The sequence below is a fragment of the Bacillus cereus group sp. N11 genome (assembly GCF_016483605.1).
In the GTDB taxonomy this organism is placed as follows: Bacteria; Bacillota; Bacilli; order Bacillales; family Bacillaceae_G; genus Bacillus_A; species Bacillus_A toyonensis.
In genome coordinates this window covers 70072-82562 of record NZ_JAEHBN010000015.1, presented here as the reverse complement: position 1 = coordinate 82562, position 12491 = coordinate 70072, and the positions used below count along the sequence as shown (strand labels likewise).

Below are 12491 nucleotides of genomic sequence, written 5' to 3'. Positions count from 1 at the left end.
AGCTATTTTCCTGTTTTATTATGTTTTCTCGTTAACGATTGTAAAATGATGAATATGCCGATGCAAGCTGTAAGCGATGCCCAATTCCCTATTGGTGTAGCGTATTTAAAAACTCCAATACTTACAAGCAATAAGAAGATAATCACCTAATATATAAGCTTCCACTTTTGCATAGATTCCCCCTTTACTTCGTCTCCTTCTTTTTCTTCTTTTTCTTCTTCCACGCATTTACACTATCAAAGAAGAAATTAATAAATAACGTGCCTAAACCCGCTAATAAGAAAGTCATTAAAAATAGAATCCATATACTTTTATCTTTTAATAAATAATATCCTACAAGGAGCACAACCGCGATCCATACATATTCAAGAATTCTTTTTAGCTTTTTCTGTTCCAAATTATTCGCTCCGATACGATAAACTTAACTAAATCTATACAATTCAATCAAATTTACACAAGTTAGTGCTTCATCGTGTTCTCGCAACCCCGAAGGGACGAGGGGTATAACACTCCACACGAGGCAGTATCGTTACCTCCTATTATCAAGCATTTATTTTACCCATCTTGATAAGTTTATCGAAGCATTTACATCCCTATCGTGATGGCTATTGCATGAAGCACAACACCACTCACGTATTTTTAAACTCCACTGTCCTTCTGGTTGAACTGTATGGTCGTATTTTACGCCGCAACATGAGCAAATCTTGCTTGAAGCGAACCATTTATCAGCTTTTACATACTCAGTGCCGTACTTCTCGCACTTGTATGACAGACATTGAAAGAAGAAGTGTAATTTTTGAAATGAAAATGCTTTCGATAGTTTTTTGTTTTTTAACAGGTTTGAGATAGATAAGTCTTCCACAACAATCCTCATTGGTTTGGTTTTCACCAATTTAGCTGTTGCTTGATGGATATGGTTATTTCGGATATTCGTAATTTTCCTAGATAACCGCAGGTGCTCAGCTTTCGCTTTTTCATATCCGGCAGATTGAATTTTTACACCTTTTTTAAATCTCCTCGACATATCTCTTTGTGCTGACTTTTTCCTTTTCAAAAGTTTTTTAACCTTAGCATCTTTGTTTATATTTCGTTCTTTCATACCATTAGAAGCTACAAAAAGCTCTTTTAAACCAACATCCACACCAATCGACTCATCGGTTAGTTCTTGTAATTCAAAGTCTTCTTGGAACCCTACACTCATCCACCAGTGACGACCGTCAAAGGTAACTCTTGGATTGGATGGTTTTTTATTTCTTGGTAGTTGTTGGCTTGTTTTCACTTCTCCAATAGACTGAATATGAACTACTTTCTTTCCTATAACCAGTCTTTCATAATTGGCATAAAATCCTTGAATTAAATCTTTTTTGGATTTATAAGAAGTGTGATAACCATTTTTGTACTTTTTGAACGAATGTTTTCTCGCCGTATCAAAATCTTTTGAAGCCTGTTTGGGAACTTGTGCATTGATGTCTTTTAACCACTCATATCTCTTTCGCTTCTTGATCTTTGTAAATCGTTTCTGTAAAGCTAACTGTGAAACAGATTTTCCAAATAGCTTATAGTATCTATCACTCATTCTTTTACAATAGTTATAAGCGAATCTTGCAGCGCCAGCATGGTTTCTAAGCACTTTTTCTTGTTCAGGCGTTGGAATTAGTCTGACTTTCTTCGCCAATATCATCAGAATGTAACTCCTTTAATGAAAGATTTGTTCTTCTGAATAGTAGCGTGTTCCACCAGCATTCTCGTAAGACTACTCGGATGCAAACCTGTTAATTCTGATACTTGACTAACTCGTGAAAATTTCATTATTATTCTTACCTCATTGAACCTACCATAGCACATGTGTTCGGTAGATTCAATGAGACTTAATAGATTTAATTAAATTTATCTCGTTCAACTAAGGGCGCAATTCCTTAGACAGTTCTCTTATGAACTTCTCATGTTTTCACATGAGCGCAGACTATATGTTTATCTCTTTAGAGATAGAGGATTTTTCCACCACCATAGGCTTGTGATGTACTCTCGTCAGTTATACGAGATAGTCGTTGAACGTTCATCTTATCACTTTTGACTTAGATGATTCGAGGCGGAAGACCCATTGTTCTAGTGTTTAGGGTTTAACCTTGCACCATCTGATTGATTTTTTCTGCTTTCGCGACATTCACGCTCGCCATTTCTAGCCACGTTGTAGTTCAATCAGCTTTAGGGATTGCCCGCAGTTAACCCTCACTACTAGCCAATCACTTGACTAGCAGGGCTTACTGATATATTTAATTAACTTTCGTTATAATTGGTTAAATAAATCGTAACAGTTAATTACCCTTTTGCTATACTACTTTTAGTATAGCAAAAAAGAAGCCTATCATGATAAGCTTCTTTTTCTTCTCTCTTATTTGTTCATGCTTTTTTCAACGAGTGAAATCGCATGCTCTATCGTACGATTCATCGTTTCTACCTGTTCGTCTTTCACTTTCGCATCTTTTAATACAGCTTCTGCAACTGTAATTTTTTGCTGTAATGATTTCCCTGAACCGTCCGTTACATTCGCAGCTTGCGCTTTCTGTACTACAACTTTTGCAGATTCAATATTGATTTTTAATTTTTCTTTCGGTGTTTTTGGTTGCTCTTCTGCTACTTTAGATTGTACAAAGTTTACATTAGCTGTTTTTAATTCGTTATACGTTTGAATAATTTGTTCCCCAGTACTTCCGATATTTTCAAACGCTTGCTTTGCAGTGTTATAGCTTTTCTCTAGTTCTTGAAATGCTTCCTTTGAGTATTGACCTGGCTTATCACCAAATTCATACGTACCAGCTAACACTGCTTTTACTTTTCCTAGCTCTTCATATAACGCGTTTACTTGCTCTAACTTCGTACGATTAAAAAACTCATTGTACGCTGCTAATACTTCTGAAGAACTTAATGCTTTACTATATAATTTTGCTAGCGCAATTTGACCATTTAACGGAATGCCACCATTTCCATTGCTATCTGGATCAGCTCCAAATGCAAACGGTACGTTCGGGTGATACACTTTTCCTTGAGCTGGTTGGCTATTTACTTTTTTACCATCTACATAAATGGCTACTTCATTTCCGTTATACGTTCCTGTTAAATGATATGTTTTGTTCGCTTCTAACTGAACGCCAACACGTTTATAACTACCACCAATATGAGCCCACAATTCAACATTTCCACTTCCTGTAGATTCAAAACCAATTCCACCACTCTCTGTATTTTGCAAAATACCTTGTCCACGAATTTCATTCATTGAAAATACAGTTTCTAACGTAAATGCATTTGCTACTTTTTCTTTTTGGGCTGCTGAAAACGGCAGATACCCAAATGTATTTGCTTTCCCGTTTAACTTCATAACATTCTTTTTCAAAGCTTTATCATATTCAATAGTCACATTGCCCTTCACATCACCTTTTGTAACAAATGGTGAATTGTCTTTAAATGTACCATCTGCAAAGTTCACATCGAAAACATCAGCCTTTGGCACTTTTACATTCGGATCGATATTATCTTTTTTCGTAGTAATTTCTGCCGTTAACGGCTGCACACTTTCATTGCCAAATGAATCAATTGCGACGACTTCAAGTAGGTATGTTTTCCCACCATCTAACCCTGCAAGCGTAAATGTAAGGTCTTTCGGCACTGGGTCACGGTAAAACTCTGAGAATGCTAATAACTTATTTTTAATCTCACCTGTTTGTTTATCCTTCGCTTGTACACGATAAGAATGAACAAGAAGGTTATCCAATGCTTGCGGGAATGTTACTGTTGCTGCGTTTTCTGTTACATTTGATACAGCAAGCTTTGCATCCTTAGCGAAGTATGGCTTTTCTTTATCACGATTTTCTACATGTGTAAATGTTTCTTTCTTTGCTGGCAATTTAATTTTCCAAGGCTCACCCGTCCAAGCATTCGTATGGAAATCACGACGGTTAATCGTTACCTCTTCATCATCTACTTCTACTAATAAACCTTGGCTTAACGTACTAGCTCCTGGCGGGATATTTCCTTGTACTTTACCGCCTTCAACTTCCATATAACTTACAGAAGATGTACCAACAGACGTAAAGTCTTTTTGATGAATTGATCTTGGATCATCTAACGGATAATGAGAATGACCTGAAAACGTAATGACTTGTGGGTATTCTTTTAATACTGCATTAATTTTCGTACTATCTTTCGTTCCCCACTCTTGGCTACCGTATACTGTATCTTTAATATGTTGATGTAAAAATACGAAAATCGGCTTTTCTGGATCATCCTTTTGCGCTTTTGCCATTTCTTCTTTTAACCAGTTAATTTGCTTGTCTGAATAATATCCATGAGTTGTCCCATCTTCCGGAGACATAACAAGGAAGTGATACCCTTTCACCACTTTATGATAATAAATCGATTCCATTCCTGTTTTTTCTAAGAAACGCTTCTGCGCTCCCTCTACAGATAAGCCGTTCCAATAATCATGATTACCGAGAGAATTCATTCGTACCGCATCTTTATTTGCATTTTCATTATACACTTGCATGAAGCGATTATATTGTTGTACCGATCCTGAATCAGTAAAATCTCCTACAATTACAAATGCATCTTGTTTTGGAGCAAGTGTATTAAACTGTTCAATCGCTCTTTTCCAGCGAAACGTATCATCCGTTCCACTGTTTTTAATATGTACATCACTTACAACTGGAAAAACTAACTTCTTCTCACTCTGCATCTTTTCTTGTTTCTTCTCTTCCGCTTTGACTGATGTACTCCACGGAAATGATACAAACGCCAATACAAAAATCATTAATAATCCAATAAGGCCTTGTACTTTTCTTAAAGCAGTTCTGTCCACGTGAATCCTCCTCATAATAATTGATTCATTACAAGGACTATTTTATCTAAAGCATATTAATGTCGTTTAAATCACAAATGGATTTTATTAGATTTTTGTAAATATACAGTTAATTATAAATTAAGTCCCACATTCCTCGTACTATTGTATACAACCACCTTTTGTCTAAAAGATTCTGATCATTCTTTTCCCATGTCTATTCACATATACTCTTTTCTATAACATGAATGATACGTTAAGATGTAAGCCTATTAGACAATCTTAATTTTTAACATTTTCTTCTTTTCTTAACACATCGGCCATGCTTCTACATTTAATAGTAGTAAAAGACAACTTTAAAAGGAGCGGTTGTATTGAAGATTAAAAAAAATATTGGCTGTTTCGCTCCTTTATCTATCATTTGTCCAGACCCTTGTCCACCGCCCCCTCCTCCAAATCCAAGTTGCGAGCTAGTAACAAATGAATTTGCAGGGAATTTCCTCATAACTAATAGCACCATTCCCTCTGCCAAAGATGCATTACAATCAATGATACTATGGCAAAGTGATGGGATACTCCTTATATCAGGTACTGTCTCGGTTTACAATAGTACTAGCAGCACTGAAGCAAGTACAATTCAAATCGTTGGAGCAGTAACTAATATTTTCACTGTGTTTCCTGGCAATACAATATCTTACACAGGTAAAGGTTTAATATCCGTTAGTATTATTAATATACAAAGTAATTCTTCACTATATTTAGAAGGCAAGTACTGTTGCCAATTTACATGTTGCTTATAGAATACCAATTTCATTACTTCCTCAATAAAAAAACATACCCTTTACGGTATGCTTTTTTATGAAATCGGATAACATACTGTAATACAAAACTCTCCTTGACTAACAGTTGTTCCTGTCGTAGTAATTCGAATCGTAGTAAAATATCGTATAGTGAAAGTACCGCTACTTTGCGGTTGAACAGTAATCGTATCAACTACTGTAGCACCTACTAAAAAATCAACAGTAATTGGATTTGCGCCTACATCATATTTCACATAACCCGAACCATACACTTCTTGCGTAATATTATTCGTATATACAATTTGAGTACCAGCACCTGTAATAGACCAGTCTGTACATACTTGATCTTGTACAAGCGTTTTATTAGAACAACAAGACAAACTGGAACTTCTCATTCCCATTTTGATCCTCTCCTATTCTGCTATGAAAGTGGATAACGTGTTGTAATACAAAACTCTCCCTGATACGTTCCAGCAGGTGTTGCCAGCAACACAACTTGTATACTATCAAAGCGGCGATACGTAAAAGCAATACTCGTTCCTGGGTTTAATGTTTGTGTATCAATTGTAGCCCCAGCAGAATCAAGTGCTTCTACAGTGATTGGGCCCGGTCCAACATCATATTTCACAAAGCCAGTACCAATTACATTTTGATTAATATTATTTGTATAGAGAACATTATCAATTGCTGTTGCAACTACAGTAGCAGACCACGGACTACACACTTTATCTTGCACATAATTTTTATCTGGACAGCAAGTTAACGCTGACCCTGAGCACTCACAAGACATAGTTGTTTCCCCTCTCTCTTTTATATTCCCTATATGTGTATGTCCTTTAGAGTCCTTTGCCTGTACTATTCATCTATTTTCAAAAATTAATCAAAACTCAATGCTAATAACTAGATAGATTCCGTTTTGTTTCGTTTTTTCATAAATTTATAGATAAAGATACTAGCCACGATAAGAAGAACGCCTCCTAATATCGGTAGCATATATTGTCCAACAACATCCGCTGCTTTTTCCCAATGCGGACCTAATTTCATTCCTACATATATATACAAAGCCGTTAACGGGAACATCGCTACAAATGTATATATGCTAAATTTCCATATGTTCATTTTCGCCATACCACATGGAACGGAAATAAGTGTTCGAACTCCTGGAACGAAGCGTCCAACAAATGCTACAACCGGTCCGTATTTCTCAAAGAAATCATCTGCCTTTTGAATTTGTTCTTCTTTAATGAAGAAGTATTTTCCGTATTTTATTAATAGAGGACGACCACCGTAATAACCGAGTGCATATAACGTTAATGGTCCTGTCGTTCCACCAAGCGTTCCAGCTAATACAGCTAGCCAAAAATTCATATCTCCCTCGTACACCCAATATCCAACCATGGGTAAAACTACTTCTGCTGGAATAAATTCAAACGTTAATGCTAACACAACTCCAAAATAAGAAAACTGCTTTAAAAACTCGATTATATCTAAAATAATTTGCTCCATTCTTTTAACTCCTATCCAATATTTACATTATGCTTTTCTTGTAATTGCACTGGTGCCATTTTTACAATTCGATTCAAAATGAATAACACAATTCCAATATCATCTAAAATACCGATAAACGGCAGGAAGTCTGGAATTAAATCAAGCGGCATCGCCACATAACCAACTAAAAAAGCAACAGATAAAATTTTCTTCTTTATTGAAACCTCTTTTGAAGTGAAAAAGTCAAATAGGAATGGAACAAACTTGCGGACACGAAATACAACTCTTAATCTACTAATAAGTTTTTTCATTTTTTATCTCCTCTCTTTGTATACAAAAAGGCCCCTACCAAATATGGTAAGGGTCCTAAAAAAGACAATAAGGGGCCTGTACCATTGCTGGTAAAGGTCTCACTAACAACGAAACGTTGCCAATAAAGCCGAGGGTTTCTCCCTGTAATGACGACTTTACTGTGATAAGTTACTCCCCTTTATATACACAATTTTATACAATCACATTAAAATATTTTAGAGGGCTTGTCAATACATTTTATGACTCGAACTATCTAGCTTACCCTTGACTAAAAATAAAAAACGTATATGAAATTTCTTACTATCTCATAATAAACATACTTATTTTTTTTAAATGAAAGGAGAAATTTCATATGCATACCGTATGGAAAGGTGCACTTTCACTTGGGCTATTAAATATAGGAATCAAACTATATAGTGCCGTAGAAGAAAACGATATAAAATTTTTAAGTCTCCATAAAGAATGCCTAACACCTATTAAATATAAAAAGTTTGCTCCTGATTGTACGGATGAAGAAATCGATGATAAAGATATTGTAAAAGCCTATGAATATGCACCTCATAAATACATCATTATTGATGAAAAAGAATTAGCTGAGCTGCAAAAAGTTCATGAGCCACGGTCCATTCGTATTATATCTTTTGTCCAAAATAGCGAAATTGATTCTGTTCTCTATGACCGTTCTTATTTTATAGGCCCTACGCCGGGACACGAAAAGTCATATTTATTATTAAAAGAAGCTCTTGAACGTACGAATAAACTTGGTCTTATTCATATTTCTATCAGAAAAAAACAACACTTAGCTATTATCCGTAGCTTTGAAGATGGGCTTATGTTACAAACCATTCATTACCCTAATGAAATTCGCAATATAACAACTACACCTAATTTACCAAGTAACGAAGATCATCCTATTCAAAAACAAGAACTCACCGCGGCAATCAATTTAATTCATCATCTTACAAATCCTTTCGAACAAGAGCTATTTACAGACGAGTATAAAGAAGCTCTTACCGAATTAATCGAAAACAAAATTGAACAACAGGAAAAAACTGAAACAATCTCCCCAGCTCCAAACATCATCAATATTATGGAGACATTACAGGCAAGTATTGAGCAAGCAAAAATAAAAAGAGACAATAAAACAGAAAAAGAGGCCAAATAAAATTGACCTCTTTTTCTTTAAAGCGGATTACATTTCGGCATTTCGAGTCCAGATGATTGGGCTAATTTTAATAAATAATAACATTCCTCTCTTGCCATATGATCTGCCATTCTCGCTGATAATGCGCTTAATATTTCATTCGATAACTCCAGCTCTTCAACCTCATGGAGAAAATGTGAAAATAATTTCAATTCAAGTGAAACATCTTTTGTAAACTTCTTTAATGCGGGAAAATGATGAAGCTCTGTTCTTAAATACCCCGTCATTTCAACTGCCTTTAAGTAAAATTGTTCAAAATGCTTCGTAAATTCTTCGCTTTTCTCTTTTAATCTTTTTTCAACAAGATCTAACCCACCAGAAATAGAGCCCGCATGACCAGCCGCATCCGTTAACCAAACGAGATGGTAATGCAGTTCATGAAAAACAGGCGGAACTTCTCCTTTCTTTAAAAACTCTAACACCGTTATATACTCTTCTACTTCATTTACCATATGATTAATAAAAGTTGGCGTAAAATGAATAGTAATTTTCCCCTCCAACTGTTTCTGTATAATATTTAATTTAAACGTTCGTATCTCCTTAGCAGCTCGCTCTGCCTCTTTTGAGAATGCAATGAGATTGACAGTATGAATTTTATTTAAAAAGCCTGTAAACGTCTCAACAAAATAAGTAGCTTTTTTTATATCTTCTTTTTCCTTTGGAGCTAACGCATCAAGTAAAAATTGCGCATGATCAGTAAGCACCTTTAGCCAAAATTGATGCTCAAACAACGCGCTTTCTTCATAATTCCTCTCCACTAAATCCCCCTCCGTTTATTCATCCTTCTCTATCACTTGAAGTTTATATCCATCTGGGTCTTGTACTACAATACTCTTCTCACTTTTGTTTTCTGTATATGCAATTTTATAAAACACTAACCTCTTCTTTAAGTTCTCTATGTTAGAAATTGAAAACATTAGAACATCAACCGCATCCGTAACACTCTTCTCACGCCCACCCAAACTACGATTCATTACAAAACTAACTCTCATTGAATCAGCATCATACCAAACCCCTGTTACATCTAATTGGGGTCTTTCTAAACTAGGCTTGATTCCTAAAATCCCTTCATAAAAATACAAAGTTTCCTTTAAGTTTTTCACTTCCAATACAATGAATTGTTTCACAGTCTCCACATTCATTCCCCCCGTACCTATTACTTTTTTATATGTGTCATAAATGCCTATTATGTCTGAATACAATACGTAGTGATGAAGAGTTAAGGAGGTTTATTCATGAATAAATATATGAGATCATTCGTGCCATACCATAGCCCTCAAGATCCTTGTCCTCCTATCGGAAAAAAATATTATTCTACTCCTCCTAATTTATTTTTAGGTTTTCAACCGCCAAATTTACCGCAATTCACACCAAAAGAGGCATTACAAAAAGGGACTTTATGGCCTGTTTTTTATGACTATTATGAAAATCCTTATAAAAAAGGGCGGTGACTACTGACGTGACTCAATCGCTACCAGAAGAATATTATCAACTTTTACTGGAGCTTCAAGAACTAGACTTTGTACTAGTTGAACTAACTCTTTATTTAGATACACATCCAGATGACACTGCTGCGATTAATCAATTTAATGACTTCTCCTATAAACGAAGGGTATTAAAACAAAAGATGGAAGAAAAATACGGACCACTTCAGCAGTTTGGAAATAGTTATTCTAACGCTCCATGGGAATGGAGCAAAGGTCCTTGGCCATGGCAAATATGAAGGAGAGAAAATATGTGGATTTATGAGAAGAAATTACAATACCCGGTTAAAGTAAGCACCTGTAATCCAGCCCTTGCCAAATTATTAGTTGAACAGTACGGTGGTGCTGACGGCGAACTAGCTGCTGCCCTTCGTTACTTAAATCAGCGTTATACTATCCCTGACAAAGTCGTTGGCTTGCTAACCGATATCGGCACCGAAGAATTCGCACACCTAGAAATGATCGCTACAATGATTTATAAATTAACAAAAGATGCAACACCGGAACAAATGAAAGCTGCCGGATTAGACGCACAGTACGCTAATCACGATAGCGCTTTATTTTATCATAATGCAGGTGGTGTTCCTTTTACTGCTACTTATATTCAGGCAAAAGGAGACCCTATCGCAGATTTATACGAAGATATTGCAGCTGAAGAAAAAGCGCGCGCAACATATCAATGGCTCATTAACTTATCCGATGATCCAGATATAAATGACAGCTTACGCTTTTTACGTGAACGAGAAATTGTGCATTCACAACGCTTCCGAGAAGCAGTTGAAATTTTAAAAGAAGAACGTGATAAAAAGATTTTCTTTTAACACACATATCGTAACGATATGTGTGTTTTTTTATATGTAAAGTTAAATCCTTCCTAATTAACATATAAATAGTATATTTATTCAATTTAATGCATTATTTTTTAATTTTTATAAAATTCCCTCTTGCTTTCTAGTCATCAGACCTTTAAAATAATAACAGTTACTCGACAAATTATTTGAATTTTCGACAAAAATACTCATTAGGAGGATTTTCTTTATATGCGTACAACTTTAAAACCAGCGCAAATACTTTCGATTAGTTTACTACTATTCGCAGTTTTCTTCGGTGCTGGTAATATGATTTTCCCGCCCCTTCTCGGTCTTTCTTCCGGAGAGAACATGTGGGTTTCCATTACAGGATTTATTATTACAGACGTCGGTTTATCTTTACTAGCTATCGTCGCTGTTGCCCTTGCCGGTGGTAGTTTTAACACTTTAGCAAGCCGTGTTCATCCAAAATTCGCAGCAGTATTCGCTATCATTATTTATCTTTCAATCGGCCCACTATTTGTTATTCCACGAACTGGATCTGTATCTTACGAAATTGGGATTGCACCACTTTTCCCAGATCAATGGTATTCTATGTTGGCTTTTAGCGCTATTTTCTTTACAGTCGTTTACTTCCTATCATTAAATCCATCCAAATTAGTAGATCATATCGGTAAAATATTAACGCCAATTTTACTTGTAATTATTGCAATTATGGCAACAAAAGCGATTCTTTCACCAGGATCATTCACAGAACCTATCGGTGACTATAAAGACATCCCATTTTTCAAAGGATTTCTTGAAGGGTTTTTAACGTTAGATGCAATTGGGGCGCTCGTATTATCAACAATTGTTGTAAATGCAATTCGCCAAAACGGTATACAAGATAAAAAATCCATCGCAAAATATACAATTATTTGCGGAAGCATTGCTGCCCTTTTCTTAACAATTGTTTATTTCTTACTCGGTTATATCGGGGCTTCAAACGGAAACTTAGGACAATTTGAAAACGGTGGTCAGCTATTAGCTACGATTATGTATCAATTCTTTGGGACAAGCGGTAATGTTTTATTAAGTATCGCAATTATTTTCGCTTGTTTAACGACTGCAATCGGTGTTGTAAGTGCATTCGCAAACTATTTCGCAACAGTGTTAACGAATGTTTCATACAAGAAATTGGTACTATACGTTTGTATATTTAGCTTCATCATTTCAAACTTAGGCTTAAGCTTATTAATTAAAATTACATTACCTGTATTAATTATTTTATATCCAATTACAATCATTTTAATTTTCGTATCATTTATTGATAAATATACGAAACGTAAACCTTCTGTCTATATCGGAGCAATGATTGCTGCATTCCTTATTAGCTGTATTCATGCACTTGATAATGTGGAAATGATTCCAAGTTTTATCGCTAATATCGTACACACAATTCCTTTTTATAACTTAGGAATCGGCTGGATTGTTCCGGCAATTATCGGTGGTATAATCGGATACTTTATTCCGCAAACAGAAGCTGAAGGTGAAGTTTCTACGAAATAAAAAAAGAAGCAA

At 35.4% G+C, this 12491-nt stretch carries 17 protein-coding genes; 6 read left to right on the top strand and 11 right to left on the bottom strand.

The genetic code is table 11. The annotated features are described in order from the left end of the window. Nucleotides 1-2: 2 nt before the first annotated feature. The 5 genes from JDS98_RS22785 to JDS98_RS22770 all read right to left on the bottom strand — a co-directional run bounded on the left by JDS98_RS22785 (nucleotide 3) and on the right by JDS98_RS22770 (nucleotide 4855). The gene (locus tag JDS98_RS22785) at nucleotides 3-146 is read right to left on the bottom strand and encodes a hypothetical protein (protein WP_000583223.1); all 144 of its coding nucleotides are present in this window, start codon (nucleotides 144-146) and stop codon (nucleotides 3-5) included. Nucleotides 147-184: 38 nt separating this feature from the next. Further along, entirely contained in the window at nucleotides 185-397 is a 213-nt protein-coding gene (locus tag JDS98_RS22780; protein ID WP_199634345.1) for a hypothetical protein, read from the bottom strand. Nucleotides 398-550: 153 nt separating this feature from the next. After that, nucleotides 551-1681: an RNA-guided endonuclease InsQ/TnpB family protein gene (locus JDS98_RS22775; protein WP_199634344.1), complete on the bottom strand. Its 1131-nt coding sequence runs from the start codon at nucleotides 1679-1681 to the stop codon at nucleotides 551-553. Next, the gene (locus JDS98_RS30505; RefSeq protein WP_000672787.1) at nucleotides 1681-1809 is read right to left on the bottom strand and encodes a hypothetical protein; all 129 of its coding nucleotides are present in this window, start codon (nucleotides 1807-1809) and stop codon (nucleotides 1681-1683) included. The genes JDS98_RS22775 and JDS98_RS30505 overlap by 1 nt, the downstream gene beginning before the upstream one ends. Nucleotides 1810-2392: 583 nt before the next feature. Further along, entirely contained in the window at nucleotides 2393-4855 is a 2463-nt protein-coding gene (locus JDS98_RS22770) for a LamG-like jellyroll fold domain-containing protein (RefSeq protein WP_199634343.1), read from the bottom strand. A 353-nt stretch (nucleotides 4856-5208) separates the two neighbouring features. On the opposite strand from JDS98_RS22770, the gene JDS98_RS22765 reads away from it, so the two are divergent. Next, complete coding sequence (locus JDS98_RS22765; RefSeq protein WP_097957706.1) at nucleotides 5209-5634, top strand: S-Ena type endospore appendage; 426 nt, start codon at nucleotides 5209-5211, stop codon at nucleotides 5632-5634. A gap of 56 nt (nucleotides 5635-5690) precedes the next feature. On the opposite strand, the gene JDS98_RS22760 is transcribed toward JDS98_RS22765, so the two are convergent. The 4 genes from JDS98_RS22760 to JDS98_RS22745 all read right to left on the bottom strand — a co-directional run bounded on the left by JDS98_RS22760 (nucleotide 5691) and on the right by JDS98_RS22745 (nucleotide 7433). After that, nucleotides 5691-6035, bottom strand: a complete 345-nt coding sequence (locus JDS98_RS22760; protein WP_098911246.1) for a DUF3992 domain-containing protein — start codon at nucleotides 6033-6035, stop codon at nucleotides 5691-5693. A 20-nt stretch (nucleotides 6036-6055) separates the two neighbouring features. Continuing rightward, nucleotides 6056-6424, bottom strand: a complete 369-nt coding sequence (locus tag JDS98_RS22755) for a DUF3992 domain-containing protein (protein WP_199634342.1) — start codon at nucleotides 6422-6424, stop codon at nucleotides 6056-6058. A 110-nt stretch (nucleotides 6425-6534) separates the two neighbouring features. After that, complete coding sequence (locus JDS98_RS22750) at nucleotides 6535-7140, bottom strand: DedA family protein (protein WP_000435006.1); 606 nt, start codon at nucleotides 7138-7140, stop codon at nucleotides 6535-6537. A gap of 11 nt (nucleotides 7141-7151) precedes the next feature. Further along, nucleotides 7152-7433: a YkvA family protein gene (locus tag JDS98_RS22745; protein WP_097957704.1), complete on the bottom strand. Its 282-nt coding sequence runs from the start codon at nucleotides 7431-7433 to the stop codon at nucleotides 7152-7154. A gap of 353 nt (nucleotides 7434-7786) precedes the next feature. On the opposite strand from JDS98_RS22745, the gene ku reads away from it, so the two are divergent. After that, nucleotides 7787-8599 (top strand): non-homologous end joining protein Ku, encoded by an 813-nt coding sequence (ku, locus tag JDS98_RS22740; protein WP_097957703.1) that lies wholly within the window; start codon nucleotides 7787-7789, stop codon nucleotides 8597-8599. Nucleotides 8600-8616: 17 nt separating this feature from the next. Here the strand turns inward: ku and JDS98_RS22735 are convergent, their stop codons facing one another. Both JDS98_RS22735 and JDS98_RS22730 read right to left on the bottom strand, forming a co-directional pair. Beyond that, a complete protein-coding gene (locus tag JDS98_RS22735) occupies nucleotides 8617-9396 on the bottom strand; it encodes a DUF2935 domain-containing protein (protein ID WP_199634341.1) in 780 nt (259 codons plus the stop codon). Nucleotides 9397-9411: 15 nt separating this feature from the next. Continuing rightward, nucleotides 9412-9840 carry a VOC family protein gene (locus tag JDS98_RS22730; RefSeq protein ID WP_170958090.1) on the bottom strand — a complete coding sequence of 143 codons (429 nt, stop codon included), beginning with the start codon at nucleotides 9838-9840 and terminating at the stop codon, nucleotides 9412-9414. A 33-nt stretch (nucleotides 9841-9873) separates the two neighbouring features. Here JDS98_RS22730 and JDS98_RS22725 point away from each other — a divergent pair, with 33 nt between their 5' ends. From JDS98_RS22725 to brnQ2, 4 genes are all read left to right on the top strand, one after another. Further along, a complete protein-coding gene (locus tag JDS98_RS22725) occupies nucleotides 9874-10089 on the top strand; it encodes a spore coat associated protein CotJA (RefSeq protein ID WP_001046260.1) in 216 nt (71 codons plus the stop codon). A gap of 8 nt (nucleotides 10090-10097) precedes the next feature. After that, nucleotides 10098-10361: a spore coat protein CotJB gene (locus JDS98_RS22720; protein WP_000194492.1), complete on the top strand. Its 264-nt coding sequence runs from the start codon at nucleotides 10098-10100 to the stop codon at nucleotides 10359-10361. Nucleotides 10362-10373: 12 nt separating this feature from the next. Beyond that, complete coding sequence (gene cotJC, locus JDS98_RS22715; protein WP_000265285.1) at nucleotides 10374-10943, top strand: spore coat protein CotJC; 570 nt, start codon at nucleotides 10374-10376, stop codon at nucleotides 10941-10943. 219 nt (nucleotides 10944-11162) lie between these two features. Beyond that, nucleotides 11163-12479: a branched-chain amino acid transport system II carrier protein BrnQ2 gene (brnQ2, locus tag JDS98_RS22710; protein WP_087970999.1), complete on the top strand. Its 1317-nt coding sequence runs from the start codon at nucleotides 11163-11165 to the stop codon at nucleotides 12477-12479. Nucleotides 12480-12491 lie beyond the last annotated feature (12 nt).

Bases quoted from the DNA above. Each gene is read 5' to 3' on its own strand.
- JDS98_RS22775 (WP_199634344.1), bottom strand. From the start codon at position 1,681: ATGATATTGGCGAAGAAAGTCAGACTAATTCCAACGCCTGAACAAGAA.
- JDS98_RS30505 (WP_000672787.1), bottom strand. From the start codon at position 1,809: ATGAAATTTTCACGAGTTAGTCAAGTATCAGAATTAACAGGTTTGCAT.
- JDS98_RS22760 (WP_098911246.1), bottom strand. From the start codon at position 6,035: ATGGGAATGAGAAGTTCCAGTTTGTCTTGTTGTTCTAATAAAACGCTT.
- JDS98_RS22755 (WP_199634342.1), bottom strand. From the start codon at position 6,424: ATGTCTTGTGAGTGCTCAGGGTCAGCGTTAACTTGCTGTCCAGATAAA.
- JDS98_RS22750 (WP_000435006.1), bottom strand. From the start codon at position 7,140: ATGGAGCAAATTATTTTAGATATAATCGAGTTTTTAAAGCAGTTTTCT.
- JDS98_RS22745 (WP_097957704.1), bottom strand. From the start codon at position 7,433: ATGAAAAAACTTATTAGTAGATTAAGAGTTGTATTTCGTGTCCGCAAG.
- ku (WP_097957703.1), top strand. From the start codon at position 7,787: ATGCATACCGTATGGAAAGGTGCACTTTCACTTGGGCTATTAAATATA.
- JDS98_RS22725 (WP_001046260.1), top strand. From the start codon at position 9,874: ATGAATAAATATATGAGATCATTCGTGCCATACCATAGCCCTCAAGAT.
- cotJC (WP_000265285.1), top strand. From the start codon at position 10,374: ATGTGGATTTATGAGAAGAAATTACAATACCCGGTTAAAGTAAGCACC.
- brnQ2 (WP_087970999.1), top strand. From the start codon at position 11,163: ATGCGTACAACTTTAAAACCAGCGCAAATACTTTCGATTAGTTTACTA.